Genomic DNA, 24,271 nt, shown 5'->3' on the forward strand with positions numbered 1-24,271 from the left:
TTCGCTATCGGTATAGCCCCAAAATAAAAGGTATTAAGACAATATATCTTAATACCTCTATACTTTAATTAATCATCAAAATACACTCTTTTTAACGCCAACTCCAATCCTCGGAACTCCGCTAATCCTCTTAAACGACCAATCGCAGAATAGCCCGGGTTGGTTTTTTTCTTCAGATCATCGAGCATTTGATGGCCGTGATCCGGACGCATTGGAATTAAGCGGTGATCGCCATTTGCCTTACGGCGATATTCTTCGGTAAGTAACGCTTTCACCACGCCAAACATATCGACATCTCCGGCAAGATGATCCGCCTCGTGGAAGCTTTGTGGATTTTCTTCACGTTGGGTGGCTCGTAAGTGGGCAAAATAAATACGATCTGCAAACTGCTCTGCCATTTTAACCAAATCATTCTCAGCTAATACACCGTATGAACCGGTACAGAACGTGAAACCATTGGCTGCAAGCGGTTGAGTTTCCACAAACCATTGCATATCCTCTATGGTTGAAACAATGCGTGGCAGGCCTAAAATCGAGCGTGGTGGATCGTCAGGGTGAATTGCCATACGAATGCCCACTTCTTGTGCAACCGGCACAATCTCATTTAAGAAATAAGCTAAATGTGTGCGGAATTTTTCAGCCGAGATCCCTTTATAGCGGTCAAGCTGTGCTTGGAATTCCTCGAGCGTATAACCTTCCTCAGACCCCGGCAAACCGGCAATGATATTTTTGGTTAATTTTGCAATATCAGCTTCGCTCATCTGCTCAAAATAGGCTTTGGCTTCGGCTTGTTCTGCTGATGAGTAAGTTGCGTCCGCTCCCGGACGTTTTAAGATATATAACTCAAACGCGGCAAAAGCCACTTGGTCAAAACGTAATGCTTTTGAGCCGTCAGGCATTTCATACTCCAGATCGGTACGAGTCCAATCTAGCACCGGCATAAAGTTATAGCAAACCGTATCAATCCCACAGCTTGCCAAATTACGCAAGGTTTGCTTATAGTTATCAATCCATTGCTGATAGTTGCCTGTTTGAGTTTTGATTTCTTCGTGAACAGGCACACTTTCTACCACCGACCAAACCAGCCCTTTTTCAGCTAATAATGCCTTACGTTTATTAATTTCCTCAACCGACCACACCTGCCCGTTGGGAATATGGTGCAACGCTGTCACAATCCCCGTTGCCCCTGCTTGTCTTACATCATCTAAAGATACTGGATCATTTGGTCCATACCAACGCCATGCTTGTTCCATCGTAAACTCCTTATCTAATTAAAAATTGACAGCCAAAGGGCTAACATTAAACAGATAACCATCAAAATTCGGATCATCTAAATCCGATAATTCAAACAGTTTTTGTTTCACATTTTCCAAATGCTGCCACATCATTTTTCGTGCCAATACAGGATCTTTACGCTGTATTGCCGCAATAATATTTTCGTGATCTTTTAACCATAACGTGCGGTAACTTTGATCGGGAATATGTGAATGTAACCCTTTCCACATCGGGCTATTGGTTCGATACTCCCATAAATCTTTTTGCATACGGATAATCACTTCATTTTGCGTTATTTCAGCAATCGCTTTATGAAAATCTTCATCTGCAACATAATCTTCATCACCGTGTTCTAAGGTTCTGCGTTCACGCTCTAAAATCTCTTTTAAGTGTAAAACATCTGCCCGAGTGGCTTGAATAGCAGCGAACTCGGCAATACTACTTTCCAATAGCTGCCTTGCTTGCAACAGTTCAAAAGGACCAACATCAGGCAACTCTTCCGTTTCCTCAGCATTTGATTTGGGTAAATTAATCACATAAACACCTGAGCCTTTACGCACTTCAATTAAATTTTCCAGCTCAAGCATAATCAGTGCTTCACGAATAACGGTACGGCTGACATTAAAGTAATTAGATAAATCACGCTCTGGCGGTAATTTATCCCCTACTTTGTATGCACCACTTAATAATTCTGCTTTTAATTCTTGCCCGATTTTTTTATAAGAGCGTAGATCTTCCGCTGCCATAATGCCTTCTATTAAATATCTGTAATGGGTAATACATAGCCATCTTCAACAGGTTTACCGTTTATGATTAATCGGCGTTGTTCCTTATGAGGCAATCTAAAGACCCATTCTTTATACTGTGGCTCATAATGACCTGTTTTGGTTAAATTGATTTGAATCGTTTGATTGGTACAAATTAACTCAATGTCTAAGGTTAAATGTTTACCGCTTAAATAATCAAAACTGACACCATCATCATCAAAAATAGAGAGGTTGGTTTTGCCTTGATCAATAAACGGCATAATTAATAATTCACGATAATCATCGGTTAATGTATTGGCTCGCCCTTTTAAACCTAGTGGGATAATAGAACCTGCTCTTAGGAATAAAGGAATACGTTCCAACGGTGCATCAACCGTCACGTTCTCACCGCCATAGTACCATTGGTGAGTATAAAAATCATACCAACCCGTATAATTACAAGGTAAATAGACCTCACGTTTACGTTGCCCAGCCTCCACCACAGAAGCCACTAATAAATCTCTGCCGAATAAGTAATCATCATTTTCAGCAAAGGTGTTTGCATCATTTTCGTGATCTAAAAAGGTTGGGCGTAGCATTGGTTCTGCGTGTTTATGTGCTAACCATAATAAGTTATAGATATATGGCATTAAGCGATAACGTAGCTGAATCGTATCTCGGATAATATTCGTCACCTCAGGATACATCCAAGGCTCATTCACCGTTTTATCATCGTTCCAAGAGTGGATAGTAAAACGAGGGTGCATTACTCCATTTTGAACCCAACGAACAAATAATTCTGGATCAGGCTTATTACCGGAAAAACCGCCTACATCGTGTCCAACGTTATAAAGGGCTGACAAACTCATTCCTAAGCCCATTTTGATATTATATTTTAAGGTATGCCAGCTGGTACGGTTGTCACCTGACCACGTCTGTACATAGCGATTCATTCCGGTTGAACCCGAACGAGAAATCAAATAAGGGCGAGTATTCGGTGCAAACTCTTGTTGAGCTTCAAAAGAGGCTTTCATCATCAGCAAGGGTTGAAGTGGACGAATTAACTTCACCGGCAACCCTTTACCGAAGAAATGGCATTTAGCATAATCGTCCCAAACCTCAAACTCGTTATTATCATTCCAAGTTGAGCTAATGCCCATTTCCAGCAACTGTGATTTCACATTGGCTTTCCACCACGCCACTGTTGCCGGATTAGTGAAATCTAAGTGCGAGCCTTCATCGTCCCAAAACATTGAACGTTCCGGGTTATCAGATTCCGAATCCTGAATAAACAAGCTTTTCTCGGCAACTTCATCGTAGCGAGGGTGATCTTGCAACAAACAAGGTTTTATATTGGCAGCTAAGTGCATTCCTGCATCAGAAAAATACTGACTCATTAATTTTGGCTGCGGCACTTTGTCGTAATTCCAGTTAAACACATAGCGTTTACCGTTAATCGAAGTATAGCCGGAGGATAACTGGAATGAATCACACGGAATATTATGTTCACGACATAAATCCACAAATTTTTTCAGCTGTTCTTGTGCATCTGGTGCATCGGTATAGCTCATTGTTGAACCGCTATAACCTAAACTCCAACGAGGTCCGAAAATAGTACCACCGGTAAGTTGAGTATATTTTTTAGTCACATCAAGGATTTGAGGACCTAAAATCATATAGTAATCTAGGTCTCCATCTTCTGCTTTGTAATTTCGGTAATAAGCGTGGTAGTTATCAATTTCGCTACCCAGCACAAACCAACACGGAGCTAAGTTATCATAATAAATACCGTAGCTAACCTCTTCTGCGTGCGTGATATAAAACGGAATATGCTTATAAAGCGGATCCATAGACTCTGCGTTATATCCCATTGCATCAATATTACGCATTTCAAAGCGGCGACCGTGGCGGTTTAAGTTACCCGTTTTTTCGCCTAAACCATAATACTGTTCATTAAGATGGCGATTTAAATAGTGGGTCACATTAGTGTTAGAAATCCCAAATAAATAAGCACCGGTTTTGCGATCTGATGCAAAGGTTTTCCATTCATTATCTGCCTTATATTGCCATTCCAAATAAAGCGGTTGATGAACAATCACTTTTAAACAAGCGGTCGAAATTTCCAAAAAATTTGCAAAGGCTTTAATTTCATAATCGGGTAAAGCAAAACCGTCCACAGACCATTTGTTCCGCCCTTCCCATTGGATATCCGCCTGATTAGGGCTAATTGCCCAGGTTGCAGGCACTTTAAATTCGTTATTACGAGTAAAAGCCACTCGAAACATACCCTGTTCTAAGACAAAAATATGTAATCCAACACCTCGCTCACACTGAATATCTATTCGGTTATTTTCGTTTTTAATAAACTGCCAATTTTTTAATGTTTTCACGTGAAATCCCTCGATTTAATAACCCAATAAAAGTTGTGGCAAGGCAAGACTTAATGAAGGAACATAAGTCACTAATAGCAATGCTAAGATTAATGCAGTATAGAAAGGTAATAACGGTTTAATCACTTGATTAATTTTCACACCGCCTACGGAGCAACCAATAAATAAGGCACTACCAACCGGAGGAGTACAAATACCGATGGATAAGTTGAACGCCATTAAAATCCCGAAATGTACCGGATCCATACCTAAATCAGTCACAATAGGGAAGAAAATCGGGGTAAAGATAAGCAGTGCCGGTGTCATATCCATAAATACACCAACAATAAGTAAAATAATGTTGATGATTAATAAAATCACAATGGGATTATCTGAAATGGCAAGTAGGCCGTCACTGATCGTATAAGGAATATCGGCATTTGCCATCACCCAAGACATTCCCATTGAGGTGCCAATTAAAAGTAGTACGATTGCGGTAGTTACAACCGAATCTAAAATCACTTTCGGCAATTCTTTAATGGAGACTTCTCGATAAATCAGCACCGCCAGAACTAAGGTATAAACAACCGCAAATGCCGAAGCTTCAGTAGCAGTGAAAATACCGCCGATAATACCCCCCATAATCACCACGATTAACCCGAGGCTAGGCAAGGCGTCTAACGTTTTCTTAATCACTTCTGATTTTGTGGGTTTTGGCGACACCGGATAATTCCGTTTCTTAGCGATATAACCGATGATAAGCATAATGGATAGCCCCATTAAAATGCCCGGTATATAACCTGCCAAGAATAAAGCCCCTATTGATGTTCCTCCCGTGACCAATGAATACACAATAAATGTATTACTCGGCGGAATAAGCAAACCCGTTGGGCAAGAGGCAATGTTTACCGCAGCAGAAAACGCAGGATCGTAACCTTCCTTTCTTTGCAATGGTGACATAATACCGCCCATTGCCGCCCCTGATGCCACTGCCGAGCCTGAGATGGAACCAAACATCATATTTGCCAGCACATTAACGTGAGCCAGTGAACCGGGTAAACGACCGCCAATCACTTTTGCAAATTCAATCAAACGTAATGCAATCCCACCTCTATTCATAATATTGCCGGCAAGAATAAAGAATGGAATGGCAAGTAGAGAGAAGCTATCTAAACCTGATGCCATTTTTTGCGTAATAACGGTAATTGCCGCATCAAACGGAATTGACATCATCACCGTCAGTAGAGAGGCTAAGCCAATCGAAAAAGAAATTGGTACACCAATGAATAGAAAAAGGAAGAAGGTGGTACAAAGTACAAGAACGACAGACCATTCCATAATACGTTCTCCTAAATTAATGTAATGAAGGGACAGGTTTTGCTATCGCAAATAAGTCACGAATAACATAAACCAACATAAAAAAGCCGCTTAATGGAATAGCACTATAAATCAACCCCATCTGTACACCTAAAACAGGCGAGACCTGACCGGCATTGATAGTATCATTCACTAACTTCACACCGCCATAGCACATAATCAGCACAATAAAACATAAACTGATCAGATTAACGACAAAATGTAAGCGTTTTAATTTATCCGGTGAGGATTCCAATTTCGTTGCCAACAAATCGATGGCTAAATGCTTTTTCTGACCAAACGCATAAGCAGCACCAATCAAACCTACCCAAATAAATGAAAAACGTGCCAGCTCATCGGTATATACGCTTGGTGCTTTTAAAATAAAGCGAGAAAAGACCTGCCATACCACGCAACCTACAAGCAAAATGCTAATGACAACGCATAACGTAGATAAAATTTTATCAATTTTTAAAACAAAACTATCCATACGACCTCTCTTTTGAAACAGAAAAACCTAAATTGGTGAACCAATTCTGCTGTTTTCTGGCTTTTTTAGCAATAATTCTTTGTTGATTTTGTGATCTGGTTCACAAATTTAGCAAAATTGGTTTGATATGTTCAAGATCGCTTTGTATGATAAGTCAACAATTCAGTCAATGCAGTAACAATGAATTGCAGGTTCCACATTTCCAACTTAGTAAGGAGAACATATATGTTCACGAGAAAAACCCTTCTTTCAGCTTCATTAGCCACCGCATTATCTCTGGGATTAGCCTTTTCTGCCTCAGCAAAAACCACGTTAAAGCTAAATCACAATAACGACAAAACACACCCTGTTCATATTTCAATGCAAAAAATGGCGGATGAAGTCAAAGAATTAACCAATGGAGAAGTCGTCATTCGTGTTTATCCGAACAGCCAATTAGGTACTCAACGTGAATCGATTGAATTACTACAAGCAGGTTCGCTCGATATGGCAAAATCAAACGCCAGTGAAATGGAATCATTTGAACCGACTTATGGTGCATTTAACATTCCTTATCTATTCCAAAATGTCGATCACTACTACACAGCATTAAAAGATCCGGAAGTCGGTCAAAAAATCTTGGAAGCCTCTAAAGGAAAAGGATTTATCGGTTTAACCTACTATGATGGTGGCGCCCGTAGTTTCTACGCCAATAAAGCGATTAAAACACCGGCAGACTTAAAAGGCTTAAAAGTGCGTGTTCAGCCAAGCCCAAGTGCAGTCAAGATGATGGAACTTCTTGGTGGTTCAGCAACCCCACTAGCCTATGGCGAACTCTACACCGCATTACAACAAAAAGTGGTTGATGCAGCAGAAAACAATGAAACCGCATTAACATTGGCTCGTCACGGTGAAGTATCAAAAATCTTCAGCCAAGATGAACATACAATGATTCCTGATGTGCTACTCATTAGTGAAAAGACTTGGGCTAAATTAACACCTGAACAACAAAAAGCCCTTAAAACGGCCGCAGATAATTCAATGATGTCTCATAAAGAGTTATGGGCAAAAATGATTGCCGAAGAGAAGAAAAAAGCACAAGAGCAAATGGGCGTTGAATTTATCACCGTTGAAAAACAACCATTTATTGATGCAACCAAACCGATGAAAGATGAAGCAAAAGCCAATCCGGTCATTGGTGGATTGGTTGAAAAAATCGATGCACTTGCTCCTGCCGCAAAATAGTGGTCAATCAATCGTTCTATTGCTACCTGTGGGTAGCAATAGATCTTTATAACCAGATAGAAAGGACAGATTATGGATATTGCAAAAAATCACAACTTACAAGATAAAGTCATTGTTGTTACCGGTGCCGGTGGTGTTTTGTGTGCATTCTTAGCCAAAGAATTAGCGAAAACTAAAGCAAAAGTGGCATTACTTGATCTTAATTTAGACTCTGCACAAAAAGTCGCTGATGAAATCAACGCACAAGGCGGTACAGCCAAAGCCTACCAAACGAATGTCTTAGAATTAGATAACATTAAAGCAGTACGAGACCAAATTGCAGCAGATTTCGGCACTTGCGATATTTTAATTAATGGTGCCGGTGGTAATAGCCCTAAAGCAACCACTGATAATGAATTTCACACTTTAGATTTAGCCGACAGCACAAAATCGTTCTTTGAATTAGATAAATCCGGTATTGAATTTGTATTTAATCTCAACTACTTAGGCACATTATTACCAACCCAAGTTTTCGCAAAAGATATGATTGGTAAAGCAGGCGCAAATATTGTCAATATTTCAAGTATGAACGCCTACACACCGCTAACAAAAATTCCTGCCTATTCCGGAGCTAAAGCCGCCATCAGCAACTTTACCCAATGGCTTGCGGTTTACTTCTCTAAAGTCGGTATTCGCTGTAATGCTATTGCCCCCGGTTTCTTAGTCAGCAACCAAAATCGAGGCTTACTCTTTGACAGCGAAGGCAATCCAACGGCTCGTGCCAATAAAATTCTCACTAATACTCCGATGGGACGTTTTGGTGAACCGGAAGAATTACTTGGTGCATTGCTCTTCTTAGTGGATAGCCAATACTCCAGTTTCGTAAACGGTGTGATTGTGCCTGTAGATGGTGGTTTCTCTGCTTATAGTGGTGTATAGCCTAAGAGGTTGGTATGAAACAATTTTTATGTGAAGACTTTTTACTCTCAACCCCAACGGCACAAAAGCTCTATCACGACTATGCCAAAGATCAGCCGATTTTTGACTACCACTGCCATTTAAACCCAAAAGAAATTGCAGAAAATCGCCAATTTAACGATTTAGCCGAAATCTGGCTGGAAGGTGATCACTACAAATGGCGGGCAATGCGTTCTGCCGGTGTGGAAGAGCGTTTGATTACGGGTGATGCCGATAAATACAGCAAATACTTAGCCTTTGCACAAACTATGCCAAAATGTATCGGCAACCCGATTTACCATTGGACACATTTAGAACTTCGCCGTCCGTTTGGGATTACCAACACGTTATTTTCACCAGAAACCGCAGAAAAAATTTGGCATCAAGGCAAAGCATTACTGCAACAGCCTGAGTTTTCCGCCCGCGGCATTATGAAACAGATGAATGTGAAATTAGTCGGCACCACTGATGACCCGATTGATTCTTTGGAATACCACAAAGCGATTGCAGAAGATAACACCTTTGACATTGAGGTTGTGCCAAGTTTCCGACCTGACAGAGCATTTAAAATCGAACTGCCGCTGTTTAATGACTACGTTGAGCAACTTGGTAAAGTCGCTGATATTGACATCAACACTTTCGATAAATTAAAGCAGGCACTACTAAAACGCATTGAACATTTCGATCAGCAGGGGTGTAAATCCGCCGATCACGGCATTGAAATCGTGCGTTTTGCTTCCATTCCTGATGAAACAAAACTTACCCATATTTTGCAAAAAAGATTGCAAAATCAACCGCTTGCAGAAGAGGAAATCGCACAATTCAGTACGGCGTTGTTAGTCTGGTTAGGCACGGAATACCACAAACGCAACTGGGTGATGCAAATGCACATTGGGGCAATCCGCAATAACAACAGCCGTATGTTTAAGCTGCTCGGGGCAGACAGCGGATTTGATTCCATTGGCGACCGCACTTTTGCCGAACCGCTCTCCCGTTTATTAGACAGTATGGATCAAACCGATCAACTTCCAAAAACCATTTTATATTGCTTAAATCCGCGTGATAACGAAATGCTCGGCAGTATGATCGGAAATTTCCAAACCGGCGGCATTGCTGGCAAAATCCAATTTGGCTCAGGCTGGTGGTTCAATGATCAGAAAGACGGAATGGAACGCCAACTGCAACAACTGTCACAATTAGGCTTGCTCAGTCAATTTGTTGGAATGCTCACCGATTCCCGTAGCTTCTTATCTTACACCCGCCACGAATACTTCCGCCGTATTCTTTGCGAAATGATTGGTGGCTGGGTTGAGCGGGGTGAGGCACCAAACGATCTCAACTTACTGGGCAATATGGTGAAAAATATTTGCTATGACAATGCCAAAGGTTATTTCAAATAGGAGATAGCTATGAAAAAACTCGCCATTCTTGGTGAATGTATGATTGAGTTAAATGGAGAGCCGTTTGGGGAGATGTACCAGACCTATGGTGGGGATTCGCTCAACACCGCTACCTATTTGGCTCGGGTGAGTTCGCCTGAACAAATTGAGGTGCGTTATCTCTCCGCTCTCGGCACGGATAAGCTCAGTCAGGGAATGTTAGCGGCGTGGCAGGCGGATAATATCAACACGGATTTTGTGTTGCGTGACGAGCACCGTCAGCCGGGGCTGTATCTGATTCAGTTGGATAAGCAGGGCGAGCGGACGTTCCTCTATTGGCGAAATCAATCTGCCGCCCGTTATTTGTTGCAACACCCCGACTATCCAAAAGCACTCTCGGCGTTACACGGGGTGGATATGGTTTACTTGAGCGGTATCAGCCTCGCCATCTTGCCGGAAAACGACCGCACTTTGCTGATTGCACAGTTGCGTGAGCTGAAAACCCAAGGGGTGAAAATCGCCTTTGACAGCAATTATCGCCCGAAACTGTGGGAAAGTGTGGCTGCTGCCCAAGCTCACTATGCCGAGCTGTTGCAATTAGTCGATTTAGCTCTCGTTACATTTGATGATGAGCAGCTCCTTTGGGGTGATATGAATGAGCAAGCCACCTTTGACCGTCTAGCTCAATATGGCATTCACACCATTGTGGTGAAACAAGGCTCGCTGGGGGCAACGGTGTTGCAAAACGGGAAGCAGACTTTTGTGCCGACCGTTGCGGTAGAGAAGGTGGTCGATACCACTTCCGCCGGCGATTCCTTTAATGCCGGCTTCCTTAACGGTTACTTATTGGGTAAAGATGTCGTTACCTGTTGCCAACAAGGAAATGCCGTTGCCGGTATCGTCATTCAGCACAAAGGGGCGATTATTGCCAAATCCGCCACTGCTCATCTAAAACTGCAGTTTGAACAATCAATGTAAATAACAGACAAGCGGTTAAATTTGCAAAATTTTTTACAAAAGCGGCCGCTTGCAATAGAACATAGTGAGGCTAGAAATGCGTTATACCACCGAACAAATCATCGAAAAATTAAGACAACTGAAAGTTGTTCCCGTGATTGCACTGGATAAAGCAGAAGATATCTTACCGCTGGCGAAAACCCTTTCCGAAAACGGCTTGCCGGTGGTGGAAATCACTTTCCGCTCGGAAGCCGCCGAAGAGGCGATTAAGCTGGTTCACCAACACTATCCGGAAGTGTTAATCGCTGCCGGCACGGTGCTAACCAAAGAGCAAGTCCTTGCTGCCAAAAACGCAGGGGCTGATTGCATTGTGACCCCGGGGTTTAATCCTACTATCGTCAAATATTGCCAAGAGTTAGGTTTACCTGTTACACCGGGCGTGAATAACCCGATGGCGATTGAAGCTGCCCTCGAACTCGGCATACAAGCGGTCAAATTTTTCCCTGCTGAAGCAAGCGGCGGCGTGAAAATGATTAAAGCCCTGCTCGGCCCTTACGGCAACTTACAGATTATGCCGACCGGCGGTATTTCACCGCAAAACATCAACGACTACCTTGCGATTCCAAATGTGGTCGCCTGCGGCGGCTCTTGGTTTGTGGATAAATCCCTGATTAAAGCGCAGAAATGGGCGGAGATTGGGAAATTGACGAAGGAAGTGGTTGAGTTGGTGAAATAACCATTTAAAGTTCCAAGCAATGAGCTATTTTCTACCCAAAATGGATCTCTTTCCTCTTATTTACAAAGCATAACAAATATTGCATACTTTATTTAGTAGCATATAGTAGGTATATTTAAAGCTATATATATTTAACTTAATGAAAAATATAGCAAAACAACCTCAAAACTCTTCACTAAAGGCTATTGAAAAATAGCCTTTTCTATTCAAATAAAAGATAGCTTTATGAAAAAAATAGTCTCAACGCTTTTAATCCTTACCTCAAACCTGGCATTTGCGGAAACCACACCGGCTCAACTTCAAGAAAAAATGGATAACCAGCGAATGCAGGAAAACCCTAAATTAGAAAAACCTGAACCTCAAGCCAAACCACAAGCGGTTAATGCACAGGCTCACCGGCAATCGATCTCTATTTCAAGCCAACAGCTGCTTCAACAGCCTGAGTTGCTCAACTCGGCAATGCTAACTGCGTTGGTCACTAACCACACTGAGAATGTTCAATTCTTACTGCCTATTTATCAACAATTACCCGCCAGTGAACAAAACAGCGAAGTTGTACAATGGGCGGAGGCAGTCAGTGCTAAAGCAAAACAAAATTATTCAGAGGCAATAAAAGGCTACCGTCAGTTATTGGCAAAATATCCTGAAAATCAGCCAATTCGTATGCAATTAGCGGTTGCATTGTTTGAAAATCGGGAGAATGAGGCAGCAGAGGCTCAATTTTATAAGTTACAAGCGGACAAATTACCGCAAGAAATTGCAAATGCGGTCAATAGCTATTTGGAGGTGATTGGCAAGCAAGATCAATGGAGTTTTCAAGGCGGCTTAACCTATTTGAATGACCCGAATATCAACAATGCCCCAAATGCAGGCACAACCTATGGCAACTGGACTGCACCGAAAAAAGAATCTGCCCAAGGGGTCGGATTTTACCTTGAGGCGGATAAAAAGTGGTCTTGGGGTAATGGTTTCTTCCACGAGTTTCGTTTAAACGGAAACGGCAAATATTACTGGAACAACAAAAAATATAACGAATATTCGCTCAGAGAAAGCCTCGGCTTGGGTTATCAAAATGCAAAACAAAAAATCACTTTGTTGCCGTTTTTTGAACAGACGTGGTATGCAGGCGGCTCAAGCCAAACCGAAAGTACCAAACGTTACTCCAACGCAGGTGGTGTGAATGCCCGTTGGCAATATTGGATTACCCCGCAGTGGCAATCCGCTATTACTTATGAATATGCGGAACAGCGTTATACCCGCCGCCAACATTTAGACGGCAACTATCATTTTATCTCACCAAGCCTCTATTTTTACCCGAACAGTCAGCAATATTGGTTTGTGGGGGCGAATTTTAATCGCACCAGCACCCGTGATTTAGATGATAGCTTTATTCGCCGAGGCGTTTCTATTGGTTGGGGACAAGAGTGGAAGAACGGGCTTTCTACCCAATTAAGTGCCAGCTACGCCCGTAAACAATACCGTGCACCCATGCCGATTTTCCAAATTACGCAACATAACCGTGAATATGGCGTGCAAGCCAGCATCTGGCACAGAGCCTTGCATTTTAAAGGCATCACCCCTCGCTTAACGTGGCAATATAATAAGGTAAAAAGCAATCATAGCTTCTATAGTTATGACAAAAACCGTGTCTATATTGAGTTTTCACATACGTTCTAAACAAAATAGCCCCTGTTTTAAAAGGTAAGGTTGTCAGGTTCTAAAAACAAGGAATAATGCTTGTGTGTAGGGACGCCACGCTGGCGTCCGCAACGATGTCAATTCCAACAATTAAGCGTGAATGACGTTCCGCACGGACGCCAGCGTGGCGTCCCTACATTTAGAACCTGATAAGCCTGGTTTTAAGGGGTGATTGTTTCACACTCAACTACTTAACAACTTCTTCAACCGATACAATTCATCTAATGCCTGTCTTGGGGTAAGTTCATCAGGCTGAAGGGCTTTTAAGGCTTTCTCGACTTCACTTTCTACTGCTACAAGCGGTTGAATTGCTTCATTTTTTTGCAAATCAAAACCATCGGAAAACAGTAAATCCGCTTGTGGGTGTTCGTTTGCTTGTTTGGTTTGGTGGGAGATTTCCTCCAAATGTGCCAAACGCTGTTTTGCCAGTTGAATCACTTGCTTTGGTACGCCCGCCAATGCCGCCACCGCCAAGCCGTAACTTTTGCTTGCAGCCCCTTCTTGTACCGAGTGCATAAAGGCGATAGTGTCATTATGTTCTCTCGCATCTAAATGCACATTTGCCACACCTTTAAGCTGATTTGGCAGTCCTGTTAGCTCAAAGTAATGCGTGGCGAATAGCGTTAGAGATTGCGTTTTCTTCGCCAGCCATTCGGCACACGCCCACGCCAGTGATAAGCCGTCATAGGTAGAAGTGCCTCGCCCGATTTCATCAATCAGCACAAGGCTGTTTTCGGTGGCTTGATGCAGAATATTCGCCATTTCGGTCATTTCCACCATAAAGGTTGAGCGACCAGAGGCTAAATCATCGCTTGCCCCAATACGGGTGAAAATGCGGTCAATCGGGCCGATTTCCGCACTTTCTGCCGACACAAAACTGCCGATATAAGCCATCAGCGTAATCAGGGCAATTTGTCGCATATAGGTGCTTTTACCGCCCATATTCGGGCCGGTTACAATCAATAAATGTCGTTGAGAGTTCAGAAATACAGGATTGGCAATAAACGGTTCGGTTAAAACCTGCTCCACCACCGGGTGTCTGCCGCCTTTGATATTCACCATTCGCATCGGGCTAAAGCTCGGGCAAACATAGCCTAAACTATCAGCTCGCTCGGCAAGGTTGGTTAAGACATCAAGTTCAGACAGCACCATCGCCGCTAATTGCAATTCGCCTAAGCGAGGCATTAACACATCAAACAGTTCATCATAAAGCTGTTTTTCAAGGGCGAGCGATGCCCCTTTTGCTTTCAGCACTTTGTCTTCGTAAGTTTTCAGCTCAGGGATAATATACCGCTCCGCATTTTTGAGCGTTTGGCGGCGAACATAGTGAATCGGGGCTTTGTGTGCTTGCCCTTGGCTGATCTGAATGTAATAGCCGTGAACCGCATTAAAGCCGATTTTCAGCGAATCAATGCCGGTGCTTTCACGTTCTCTGATCTCCAAATTTTCCAGATATTGCGTTGCCCCGTCCGAAAGTTGCCGCCATTCGTCAAGCTCAGCATTGTAACCTTCTGCGATCACACCACCATCACGAATGAGTTGTGGTGGGTTTTCGATAATCGCCCGCTCCAGCAAATCGTGCAACTGGCTGAAATCCGCCAGTTGAGCCAAAAGCTGATCGATACTAGCGGTCAGATTTTGTGAATTTTTTGCAATTTCCGGTAATTGAGCCAATGCCGTGCGTAGTCGGGTGAGATCACGAGGGCGAGCCGTACGCAACGCTACTCGAGCAAGGATTCGCTCCATATCGCCAACTTGTTGCAACAATGGCTGTAAATCCGGCATTCTCTCATATTGTATCAATGCTGCTATCGCTTGTTGTCTGGCTTGCAATTTGCCACAATCCCGAATCGGCTGATGAATCCAACGCTTGAGCAGGCGACTTCCCATTGGGGTCACACATTTATCTAGCACCGCCGCAAGTGTGTTTTCCGTGCCACCCGCTAAGTTTTGGGTCAATTCTAAATTACGACGGGTGGCAGCATCGAGCAAAATAGTATCGCTATGTTGTGCCAAATGAATTGCGTTAATGTGCGGTAAAGCGGTGCGTTGCGTTTCTTGGGCATAATGCAAGACACAGCCGGCAGCACAAAGTGCCACTACCGCTTTTTCCACCCCAAATCCGGCAAGTGTTTGCGTGCCGAATTGGCGATTTAGCAGCTGAATCGCCGTTACCAGCTCAAATTCCCACACCGGACGGCGGCGTAACCCTTTGTAATTCGTTAAAATTGAGGCAGCGGAAAAATCTTCCGCATACAGAATTTCTGCCGGTTGTACACGTTGTAACTCGGCGGATAGCGCCTCTTTGCTGGCAAGTTCACTGATTAAAAACCGCCCGGAGGTCATATCTAGCGTAGCAATCGCAAAGGTGCCTTTTTCTTCGTAAACTGCCGCCACAAAGTTATCTTGGCGTTCGGGTAACAATGCCTCATCGCTAACTGTTCCCGGCGTAACAATCCGTACCACTTTGCGTTCTACCGGCCCTTTTGAGGTTGCTGGGTCGCCAATCTGTTCACAAATTGCTACCGATTCCCCCAACGCCACCAATTTCGCCAAATAGCCCTCCACGGCGTGATAAGGCACACCCGCCATCGGAATCGGCTCACCGGCAGATTGCCCTCGCTTAGTGAGCGAAATATCCAATAACGCTGCCGCTCGTTTCGCATCATCATAAAACAGCTCATAAAAATCCCCCATTCGGTAAAACAACAGAATGTCCGGATTTTGAGCTTTGAGTTGTAAATACTGTTGCATCATTGGCGTGTGGATGGAGAAATCTTGTGTCATCAGTCTATTCATTGTGAGAAATCATTACCGTTAGTTTAACAGATTCAACCAAGGGATAAAAACAAGCGGTCATTTTTCGCTGAAAATTTGCAATGGTCAGCCGCTGTTTTTTTGCTACAATGCACAAAAATTTTAAGACAGAGGTCAGAATGTTAAGAAAAATAGCATTACTTTCTACAGGCTTGGTTTTAGCCGCTTGCGGTTCCAACGCCAATGAAAATCCAACACAAACAACTTTCCCGGGCGAATTTGCGAATGCCGATTATGTGCTTTCAGAAGAAAATGCTCAAAAATGGGTGATTGCCAGCGAACAGGCAAAACAGTGTATCTACCCCAATTTAACCCGTATTCAGCAAGAGCATTTTTCCAAAGAAGATTCTTATATTTTCTCGCAATATGTGTTTTTCTATCCGCTTGAAGAGATTATCGGCGAGCAGTATGTAAAAATCATTCAAAATGATGAAAAATCAATGGGTTATGCTCAGTATTTATTCAAAAAATTGAAAAATAACGAAGCAGTTGAAGCATTACCGAAAAAACAATGTGCGACCCTACGCACTAATGCGAAAAATGATTTAGCAGTGGTAAAAGGGCAGTATCAAAGCGGTATGATTGAAGATGCAAACAACCAAACCAAATCAGGCGATAAAGTTGCTACCAATGATAATAAATTCTTCTTCGATATTATCAAATGGGGCAGTATGTTACTTCTCTAGTGAGCATCAATACTCGGTTGTTTTAATAACAACCGAGCTATTTACGCCCTACCGATTGAACTTTTATCTAAAGCATCAGTCTTAAAATACAGTTTTTTTCAATTATTTTCCCTCTTTTATATTTAAGGATTTTCAATGAAAGCATTAAAAACATTATTAGCATTGGGCGTAGCAATGGCTGTTTCAGCTACTTCATTTGCACAAACTACTCAACCTACTGCGGCTGAACAAATGAACGCAGTTAAAGCCTCTGTTGCCGAAAAAGCAACTGCGGCTAAAGAAGCAACGAAAGAGAAAGCGGCAGAGTTAAAAGTCGGTTCTGCGGAAAAAATGGAGGCAGCAAAAGCCAAAACCGAATCAATCAAAAATTCCGCCAAAAATAAAATGGACACAGTAAAAGCTACCACAGCAGAAAAAACCGATATGATCAAAGCGAAAGCGGCTTCGGCAAGCGACACAATGAAAGTGAAAGCTCAGGAAGCAAAAGCCGCCACCGCAGAGAAAGCTGCAACTGCTCGTGAAACCTTAAATTCAGCCAAAACCGCAACCGCTGAAAAAGCAGCCTCAATGAAAGCAGCTGCAACAGAAAAAATGTCAGCAGTGAAAAAATCACAAAAAGTGAATATCAACACTGCCAACGAAGAGCAATTACAATCGCTTACCGGCATTGGTGAAGCAAAAGCCAAAGCGATTGTAGAATACCGCAAAAAACACGGTAAAATCAAAAATGCAGCAGAACTGGCTAACATTCCCGGCATTGGCGATGCAACCATTGAGAAAGTTGCTCCATATTTAACTTTCTAATGTTCTGCAAGCGGTTATTTTGTTGCAAAATTTTGCAGAAAAATAACCGCTTGTTCATTTCACACCTTGTATTCTTAAATTTCACCCCCATTAAGTGAATCGTATTTCTTTCAATACAGTATTCAATAAACTCAAAAGGAACAGAAAATGGCATTAGATTTCAATTCAGTTGGATTAGATTCAGTAGAAGCAAAAGGCGGTTACGGTATCGGTTTACAAATTGGTCAGCAACTTTTAGGCAGCGGAATGGACGTAAACTCAGAAGCCGTTGCCCGTGGTATTTATGATGTATTAAACAACAATGAGCCGGCAATCGACATCAATGAAGTGACCGCAGCATTACAAGAATTAGGTCAGCGTGCGGAAGCAGCTCAAGCTGAAGCTTTCAAAGCGATTGATGCCGAAAACAAAGCGTTCTTGGAAGAGAATAAAAAAGCAAGCGGTGTAATCGTTACCGACAGCGGTTTACAATATGAAATTTTAACCGAAGGCACAGGCGAAAAACCGACTGCGACTTCAACCGTGCGTGTTCACTACACCGGTTCATTAATTGACGGCACCGTGTTTGACAGCTCGGTAAAACGTGGTCAGCCGGCAGAATTCCCGGTAAACGGCGTGATTCGTGGTTGGACAGAAGCATTGCAATTAATGCCGGTTGGCTCAAAATGGCGTTTAACCATTCCACAAGAATTAGCCTACGGCGAACGTGGTGCAGGTGCATCAATTCCACCATTTGCGACCTTAGTGTTTGAAGTGGAATTGCTTGATATTCTCTAATCAAACTCAAATAAAAAACCTGTGAAGGCATTTCACAGGTTTTTGCTATTTAAGATAACTATATTATGCAGAAAAAATCACTCCTGTCTCGCTTAGTTAAAAATATTTTCCTCTACGGCAGCCTGTTTATCATTATTAGCTTGGTGGTTGATTGGTATCGCTCGCCCTCCGCTCCGGCACAATTTGAGCAAACCGTGCATTATGATATTCAACACCAGCCGAAAGTAATCGCCCAATTAAGCCACGAGAAGCCGATGCTACTCTATTTTTGGGGAAGTTGGTGCCACTATTGCCAAGTGGTTTCGCCGAATATCCAACAATTAGCGAATGACGGCACGGAAGTTTTAGGTGTTGCCCTGAAATCCGGCGATGAAAATGAAGTACAAGCCTATCTCAATGAAAACGGCTACACTTTTGCTACTCTGAATGACCCAAGTGGTGATTTCTCTCGAGGTTGGAATATTCAAGCCACCCCAACCATCTTGATTATTAAAGACGGCAAAATCGCCCACCACACCACCGGTTATACCAGCTATTTGAGCTTAAAATTCAGACTATGGCTGGCAGACGTGTTGTATTAAACGATTCCTTTCATTTGCAAAAAATCCACTAAATCCGACCGCTTGTTTATATCAAAAAGACAAGCGGTACTAAATTCATCGTCATCATTGTAGTGATCGATAAAATCAGCCTTGATGAGCCAAAAATAAAGCCTCGGTTTTTGCCGTTGTCAAATTTCACCAGCAAATTTGCCATTGCCGTGAGGGCGTACACTTCCACCACCGTAAAAATCACAGTGTAAATATAGGCAGCGGTCAGAGTTGCGACTTTTACTGCAATAAACCAAGGGGCAATAATCGCCACCGCTAATAACGGCGAAATCCAAATTAATTGCAGTTTGGTGAGGTTGATTTTACGAGAAAAAGTCGATTGCAAACTGACGGTTAAAACACCGTTGATGAATAACGCAATCGGCGAATGCTCCGGTGCGTGCAGGACATTGTCGAATAAATACGGAAAAATAATAAAATAGGACGATGCCACACTCAGCGGCACAAATAGCATTAAGTGAGCGAACAAAAACTCTTTGTTGATGATTTCCTTAATTTGTGCGAAACGAAATTTCACGCCGCCATTCACGCCTTCCACCGAATAGAAAGGTTTCACCATAAACACAAACAAACCGGCTTCCAAAATAAAGCAGATCCAAATCAGCGTTTCAATCATCTCAAACCGAATAAACGGAATAATAATCAGCGGGGCAAGCATTGAAGACATACTGGTCACTTTTAGATATTTGCCTTGCAAACGGGTTTTGGCGGCATATTCATCACCGGCAATCGCCAATAAACAGGCTCTGGCATTGGTGCCGAATAAGCAACTTCCCAACCCAAAGCAAGTGGTTGCCAGCAATAAAATAAAGTAATTATCCGCCGCCAAAAACAGCATATAGGCAACCACATCTAATAAACAGCCCAATAACATCATTTTTGCCAAGCCGTAGCGATCACCCCAAATGCCGGCTAAAATTGCCAACGCCTGATTACAAAACAACAGCAACGAAAGGGAAAAAGCAATTTGGGCGTTATCTAACCCTTTCTCTTTTAAATAAAAGAAAAACACGCTTTGCATTGAAAAAAAGGCGGTAGTGGAAATAAATCGACGAAGAAGTAACAGTTTTTCTAAAGACATTCAGAATGGTTGAATTGGTTAAATAAAGAGCAGCTATTCTACCTTTTAAGCCAGCCCCAATCAATCGGCTTTTGTTTTACCTTTGGTGTGGGTTTCGGTATGATAAGCGATATGTAGTAGCGGGTCCTGTGCCCGCCTAAATACCAATGATAACTTGCGGGCGAGCACAGGACTCGCCCCTACGATAAACAAGAAAATGAAAGACACCATTGTTGCCCAAGCAACACCGATTGGCAGAGGCGGTGTGGGGATTCTGCGAGTTTCCGGTCCGCTTGCCGAAACCGTTGCTCAAGCCGTATTAGGCAAAACATTGCCACCCCGTATCGCAAATTATTTGCCGTTTAAAGACGAAGACGGCACTGTGTTGGATCAAGGCATTGCCTTATTCTTTAAAGCTCCCAACTCCTTTACCGGCGAAGATGTGCTTGAACTTCAAGGACACGGCGGGCAGGTTATTTTAGATTTACTGCTCAAACGCATTTTACAAGTTAAGGGGCTACGCATTGCCCGAGCCGGTGAATTTTCCGAACAGGCATTTTTAAACGATAAGCTCGACCTTGCCCAAGCTGAAGCGATTGCGGATTTAATTGACGCCACCAGCGAGCAAGCCGCTCGTTCAGCCCTAAAATCACTACAGGGTGAATTTTCTGATAAAATCAATGCGTTAGTTGATTCAGTAATTTATTTACGCACTTATGTGGAAGCGGCGATTGACTTCCCCGATGAGGAAATTGACTTTCTGGCAGACGGTAAAATCGAGGCAAAATTAAATGAGATTATCGCTCAATTAGACGGTGTTCGCCGTGAAGCGAAACAAGGCTCGATTCTGCGTGAAGGAATGAAAGTAGTGATTGCCGGTCGCCCGAATGCGGGGAAATCCAGCTTGCTTAACGCCTTAGCCGGGCGAGAGGCGGCGATTGTAACCAATATTGCCGGCACAACCCGTGATGTGTTGCGTGAACATATTCATATTGACGGAATGCCGTTGCATATTATCGACACAGCCGGTCTCCGTGATGCCAGTGATGAGGTGGAACGTATCGGCATTCAACGTGCTTGGGAAGAAATCGCCCAAGCCGACCACGTTTTATTAATGATTGACAGCACCGAGCAACAAGCCGATCAGTTCCGACAAGAATGGGCGGAATTTTTAGCCAAACTGCCGGCAAATATGCCGGTAACTGTGATTCGTAACAAAGTCGATTTATCCGGCGAGCAGGAAGGCTTAATCCAAGTGGACGATTTCACGATGATTCGCCTCTCTGCCCAAACCAAAGTCGGGGTTGATTTATTGCGTGAACACTTGAAGAAATCAATGGGCTATCAAAGTTCTACGGAAGGTGGATTCTTGGCTCGCCGCCGTCATTTGCAAGCATTGGAAACCGCTGCCGAGCATTTAGAGCGAGGGCATATTCAGCTTACCCAATTCTTAGCCGGTGAATTATTGGCAGAAGAGTTGCGTATGGTGCAAAATGCCTTAAGTGAAATTACCGGTCAATTCACCTCTGATGACCTATTAGGCAACATTTTCAGCTCATTTTGCATCGGTAAATAAATGGCACTTTTTAACCTCTTTCAAACCCAGTGTGCAACGCATTTGCCTAACCAAACCGCCTTTTTAGTCGGCTTAAGCGGTGGCGTGGATTCGGTGGTACTACTCCATCTTTTTGCCCGTACCTCATTTAATGTCAGGGCAATTTATGTCCACCACGGGCTAAGCCCAAATGCGGACGACTGGGCAACATTTTGCGAGCAATATTGCAAGCGGTTAAATATTCCCTTTATTTTGCAAAAGGTTAGAGTGGATAGCTCTAACGGCGTTGAGAACGGGGCGAGAGAAGCTCGTTACCAAGCCATTCAACAACAACTCAAGCCCAATGAAGTATTCGCCACCGCCCACCATTTAGATGACCAAGCCGAAACTTTTTTGCTCGCCCTCAAACGAGGTAGCGGGGTCAACGGATTATCGGCAATGCAAGCGGTCACTTTCTTGCAAAATTTTACCGTTTTTCGACCGCTACTCACTTTCACTAAGTCAGATTTGATGGGTTATGCCGTTCAACATCAGCTAGGTTGGATTGAGGACGAAAGCAATGCCGATAACCGTTACGACCGTAATTTCCTTCGCAATAGCATCTTGCCACTACTCAACCAACGTTGGCAGCACTTCAGCCAAATGGTTGCCCGTTCCGCTCAGCATTGTGCAGAACAACAAGCCTTGATAGAAGAGCTATTAAGCGATGAACTCAATTCACGAATGGGGGAAAAACAACAGCTCAACATTAACGGCTTTGAGCAATTTTCGCTTGTCAAGCAACAGCAACTTGTCCGCCTTTGGTTGGAACAAAACGGTGTGAAAATGCCAAGCCAAGCCCAGCTACAAGCGGTCATTTCTGAACTGATTTTTGCAAAAGCAGATAAAAACCCGCAGGTTAAACTCGGTGAGAATATCATCAGACGCTATCAACAAGCTATTTACGTCACTGAAGAAATCGCCGACATTCCTCCGTTTGAGATAGCACTTACCACTGAAAGCAAAGTGGAATTACCTTATCAGCTCGGTACCATTATTCGCCAACAACAAGAGATCATTTGCAAAAAAAACGGGAAAAATCACCGCTTGCAACTTCCTCAAGAGCTAGCTCAATCAACTATATCCATTAAAATCGGTCAACGAGGCAAAGTAAAATGCTATGGCAAAACGCAGCGGGAAGAAATGAAAAAGATTTGGCAAAACCACGGCATACCCGTTTGGGAACGCAATCGTACACCGCTGATTTTTTGGCAAGACGAATTAGTGGGCTTATTGCCTATCCTCTAGGGTGAAATTGCTGATGCAGCGATTTCAAACGGGTTTTCGCCACTTGAGTGTAAATCTGGGTAGTCGATAAATCACTATGCCCCAACAACATCTGTACCACTCGCAAATCAGCCCCGTGATTGACCAAATGGGTCGCAAAGGCGTGGCGAAGCACGTGAGGCGAAAGTTTATCCGCATCAATACCGGCAAGCACGGCATAGTGCTTAATCCGATGCCAAAAGGTCTGCCTTGTCATCTGCTGCCCTCGCCGACTCGGAAATACCACATCAGACTGCTGATTATTCAGCAAAATAGGACGACCGTATTGGAAAAATTCCTGTATCCAATAATTCGCCTCCTCGCCCAATGGCACTAACCGCTCTTTATCCCCTTTACCGATAATTCTCACTACCCCTTGTTTGAGGCTGATATTATCCATCGAAAGCGAAACCAGCTCCGTTACCCGCAACCCGGTGGCATACAGCAGCTCCAGCATTGCTTTATCCCGTAACTCTATCGGATCTAACGTATTCGGGGCATCTAACAAATCCATCACCTGATCTTCACTTAAGGATTTGGGTAAAGAAGCACCCCGTTTAGGGGAAGAAAGGGTTAAAGTCGGGTCATGTTGGCGATAATGCTCAAGGCATAAAAAACGGAAAAATTTCCTTAAACAACTCAACATTCGAGCAGAACTTGTCGCCTTATAGCCTTGCTCCAAACGCTCGCCGAGAAAACCTTGTAAGTCGATATGATCGAGAGACAGAAATGCTTTAGGTTCAGAAAAATAATCAGAAAAACGCTCTAAGTCAGAACGATAAGAGGCAACAGTATTTTCAGACAAACCGTGTTCTTGCCATAGGGTATCAAGAAATTGTTCAATAATCGGGTCAAGCTCAGCCATACAAGCGGGTATTTTTTCAAGAAATTTTGCAAATTTTAACAGAATTAAATCTATAAAAATACAAAAGCGATAGAAACGAAAAAACCGATTAGCTTATGCTAATCGGTTTAAATTATTGGCGGAACGGACGGGACTCGAACCCGCGACCCCCTGCGTGACAGGCAGGTATTCTAACCAGCTGAACTACCGCTCCTAAATTAATAGATTGATAATGCCCTACTCTCACATGGCGAATCACCACACTACCATCGGCGTTACTGCGTTTTACTTCTGAGTTCGGGATGGAGTCAGGTAGAGCCACAGCACTCTGGTTATCAATCAAATTCGTTCTATTTAGTCAGTTTACTAATTGTTGTTTGTTTACTTATTAATAAACTCACTAAATAAATTAAAACCCCCGACGATGCTCTACTCTCACATGGCGAATCACCACACTACCATCGACGTCACTGCGTTTTACTTCTGAGTTCGGTATGGGGTCAGGTAGGACCACAGCACTCTTGTCGTCGGGAAAATTCTTTTCTATCTTCAGTTTCAGTTAATTATGCCATTAACTTCACTTTGATTCATTTCTTCTCTATTTTCGTTCTTTCTTCTCAATACAAAAACAAGCCTAAAAACATTT

20 protein-coding genes, 1 tRNA gene and 2 rRNA genes are annotated in these 24,271 nt (G+C 43.1%); 12 read left to right on the plus strand and 11 right to left on the minus strand.

The window, feature by feature from the left end:
- Positions 1 to 68: 68 nt before the first annotated feature.
- Genes uxuA through ACJ7Z2_RS02255 form a run of 5 tightly spaced genes read right to left on the minus strand, consistent with a single transcriptional unit; the run spans position 69 to position 6,236 of the window.
- On the minus strand, positions 69 to 1,253 hold the full coding sequence (gene uxuA, locus ACJ7Z2_RS02235) for a mannonate dehydratase (RefSeq protein ID WP_409500655.1): 1,185 nt from the start codon (positions 1,251 to 1,253) through the stop codon (positions 69 to 71).
- An 18-nt stretch (positions 1,254 to 1,271) separates the two neighbouring features.
- Complete coding sequence (locus tag ACJ7Z2_RS02240) at positions 1,272 to 2,021, minus strand: FCD domain-containing protein (RefSeq protein ID WP_006251132.1); 750 nt, start codon at positions 2,019 to 2,021, stop codon at positions 1,272 to 1,274.
- 11 nt (positions 2,022 to 2,032) lie between these two features.
- Positions 2,033 to 4,411, minus strand: a complete 2,379-nt coding sequence (locus tag ACJ7Z2_RS02245; protein ID WP_409500656.1) for a TIM-barrel domain-containing protein — start codon at positions 4,409 to 4,411, stop codon at positions 2,033 to 2,035.
- 15 nt (positions 4,412 to 4,426) lie between these two features.
- The gene (locus tag ACJ7Z2_RS02250; protein ID WP_006251130.1) at positions 4,427 to 5,728 is read right to left on the minus strand and encodes a TRAP transporter large permease; all 1,302 of its coding nucleotides are present in this window, start codon (positions 5,726 to 5,728) and stop codon (positions 4,427 to 4,429) included.
- Between the two features lie 16 nt (positions 5,729 to 5,744).
- Positions 5,745 to 6,236: a TRAP transporter small permease gene (locus ACJ7Z2_RS02255; RefSeq protein WP_032848867.1), complete on the minus strand. Its 492-nt coding sequence runs from the start codon at positions 6,234 to 6,236 to the stop codon at positions 5,745 to 5,747.
- A gap of 225 nt (positions 6,237 to 6,461) precedes the next feature.
- On the opposite strand from ACJ7Z2_RS02255, the gene ACJ7Z2_RS02260 reads away from it, so the two are divergent.
- The 6 genes from ACJ7Z2_RS02260 to ACJ7Z2_RS02285 all read left to right on the plus strand — a co-directional run bounded on the left by ACJ7Z2_RS02260 (position 6,462) and on the right by ACJ7Z2_RS02285 (position 13,145).
- On the plus strand, positions 6,462 to 7,460 hold the full coding sequence (locus tag ACJ7Z2_RS02260) for a TRAP transporter substrate-binding protein (protein WP_006251128.1): 999 nt from the start codon (positions 6,462 to 6,464) through the stop codon (positions 7,458 to 7,460).
- A 72-nt stretch (positions 7,461 to 7,532) separates the two neighbouring features.
- Positions 7,533 to 8,378 (plus strand): SDR family oxidoreductase, encoded by an 846-nt coding sequence (locus ACJ7Z2_RS02265; protein ID WP_409500657.1) that lies wholly within the window; start codon positions 7,533 to 7,535, stop codon positions 8,376 to 8,378.
- 14 nt (positions 8,379 to 8,392) lie between these two features.
- Positions 8,393 to 9,796, plus strand: coding sequence for a glucuronate isomerase (gene uxaC / locus ACJ7Z2_RS02270; protein WP_154703589.1), 1,404 nt, complete (start codon positions 8,393 to 8,395; stop codon positions 9,794 to 9,796).
- A 9-nt stretch (positions 9,797 to 9,805) separates the two neighbouring features.
- Positions 9,806 to 10,753, plus strand: a complete 948-nt coding sequence (locus tag ACJ7Z2_RS02275) for a sugar kinase (protein ID WP_409500658.1) — start codon at positions 9,806 to 9,808, stop codon at positions 10,751 to 10,753.
- A 76-nt stretch (positions 10,754 to 10,829) separates the two neighbouring features.
- Positions 10,830 to 11,468, plus strand: a complete 639-nt coding sequence (locus ACJ7Z2_RS02280; protein WP_409500659.1) for a bifunctional 4-hydroxy-2-oxoglutarate aldolase/2-dehydro-3-deoxy-phosphogluconate aldolase — start codon at positions 10,830 to 10,832, stop codon at positions 11,466 to 11,468.
- A 225-nt stretch (positions 11,469 to 11,693) separates the two neighbouring features.
- Positions 11,694 to 13,145 carry a surface lipoprotein assembly modifier gene (locus tag ACJ7Z2_RS02285; protein WP_409500660.1) on the plus strand — a complete coding sequence of 484 codons (1,452 nt, stop codon included), beginning with the start codon at positions 11,694 to 11,696 and terminating at the stop codon, positions 13,143 to 13,145.
- A gap of 204 nt (positions 13,146 to 13,349) precedes the next feature.
- Here the strand turns inward: ACJ7Z2_RS02285 and mutS are convergent, their stop codons facing one another.
- The gene (gene mutS / locus ACJ7Z2_RS02290) at positions 13,350 to 15,953 is read right to left on the minus strand and encodes a DNA mismatch repair protein MutS (RefSeq protein ID WP_409501097.1); all 2,604 of its coding nucleotides are present in this window, start codon (positions 15,951 to 15,953) and stop codon (positions 13,350 to 13,352) included.
- A 149-nt stretch (positions 15,954 to 16,102) separates the two neighbouring features.
- On the opposite strand from mutS, the gene ACJ7Z2_RS02295 reads away from it, so the two are divergent.
- The 4 genes from ACJ7Z2_RS02295 (at position 16,103) to ACJ7Z2_RS02310 (ending at position 18,831) form a co-directional block, all read left to right on the plus strand.
- Positions 16,103 to 16,669 (plus strand): DUF5358 domain-containing protein, encoded by a 567-nt coding sequence (locus tag ACJ7Z2_RS02295; protein ID WP_126301365.1) that lies wholly within the window; start codon positions 16,103 to 16,105, stop codon positions 16,667 to 16,669.
- 135 nt (positions 16,670 to 16,804) lie between these two features.
- Positions 16,805 to 17,473: a ComEA family DNA-binding protein gene (locus ACJ7Z2_RS02300; protein ID WP_232019682.1), complete on the plus strand. Its 669-nt coding sequence runs from the start codon at positions 16,805 to 16,807 to the stop codon at positions 17,471 to 17,473.
- A 147-nt stretch (positions 17,474 to 17,620) separates the two neighbouring features.
- Positions 17,621 to 18,250, plus strand: a complete 630-nt coding sequence (locus tag ACJ7Z2_RS02305) for an FKBP-type peptidyl-prolyl cis-trans isomerase (RefSeq protein WP_126301366.1) — start codon at positions 17,621 to 17,623, stop codon at positions 18,248 to 18,250.
- Between the two features lie 65 nt (positions 18,251 to 18,315).
- Entirely contained in the window at positions 18,316 to 18,831 is a 516-nt protein-coding gene (locus tag ACJ7Z2_RS02310; RefSeq protein ID WP_409500661.1) for a protein disulfide oxidoreductase, read from the plus strand.
- Between the two features lie 46 nt (positions 18,832 to 18,877).
- Here ACJ7Z2_RS02310 and ACJ7Z2_RS02315 read toward each other — a convergent pair whose 3' ends face one another.
- The gene (locus ACJ7Z2_RS02315) at positions 18,878 to 19,942 is read right to left on the minus strand and encodes an MFS transporter (RefSeq protein ID WP_409500662.1); all 1,065 of its coding nucleotides are present in this window, start codon (positions 19,940 to 19,942) and stop codon (positions 18,878 to 18,880) included.
- 196 nt (positions 19,943 to 20,138) lie between these two features.
- Between ACJ7Z2_RS02315 and mnmE the strand changes: the two genes are divergently transcribed.
- A complete protein-coding gene (mnmE, locus tag ACJ7Z2_RS02320) occupies positions 20,139 to 21,497 on the plus strand; it encodes a tRNA uridine-5-carboxymethylaminomethyl(34) synthesis GTPase MnmE (protein ID WP_409500663.1) in 1,359 nt (452 codons plus the stop codon).
- Entirely contained in the window at positions 21,498 to 22,763 is a 1,266-nt protein-coding gene (gene tilS / locus ACJ7Z2_RS02325; RefSeq protein WP_409500664.1) for a tRNA lysidine(34) synthetase TilS, read from the plus strand. It begins immediately after the preceding gene.
- On the opposite strand, the gene xerD is transcribed toward tilS, so the two are convergent.
- The 4 genes from xerD to rrf (ACJ7Z2_RS02345) all read right to left on the minus strand — a co-directional run bounded on the left by xerD (position 22,753) and on the right by rrf (ACJ7Z2_RS02345) (position 24,157).
- Positions 22,753 to 23,646, minus strand: a complete 894-nt coding sequence (gene xerD / locus ACJ7Z2_RS02330) for a site-specific tyrosine recombinase XerD (RefSeq protein ID WP_154703601.1) — start codon at positions 23,644 to 23,646, stop codon at positions 22,753 to 22,755. The genes tilS and xerD overlap by 11 nt on opposite strands.
- 116 nt (positions 23,647 to 23,762) lie before the next feature.
- Positions 23,763 to 23,839: transfer RNA gene (locus tag ACJ7Z2_RS02335), tRNA-Asp, on the minus strand.
- Between the two features lie 10 nt (positions 23,840 to 23,849).
- Positions 23,850 to 23,965: ribosomal RNA gene (rrf, locus tag ACJ7Z2_RS02340) — 5S ribosomal RNA — on the minus strand.
- 76 nt (positions 23,966 to 24,041) lie between these two features.
- Positions 24,042 to 24,157, minus strand: a 5S ribosomal RNA gene (rrf, locus tag ACJ7Z2_RS02345).
- Positions 24,158 to 24,271: the final 114 nt, after the last annotated feature.

The organism is Mannheimia glucosida (assembly GCF_046267875.1).
GTDB lineage: Bacteria > Pseudomonadota > Gammaproteobacteria > Enterobacterales > Pasteurellaceae > Mannheimia > Mannheimia glucosida.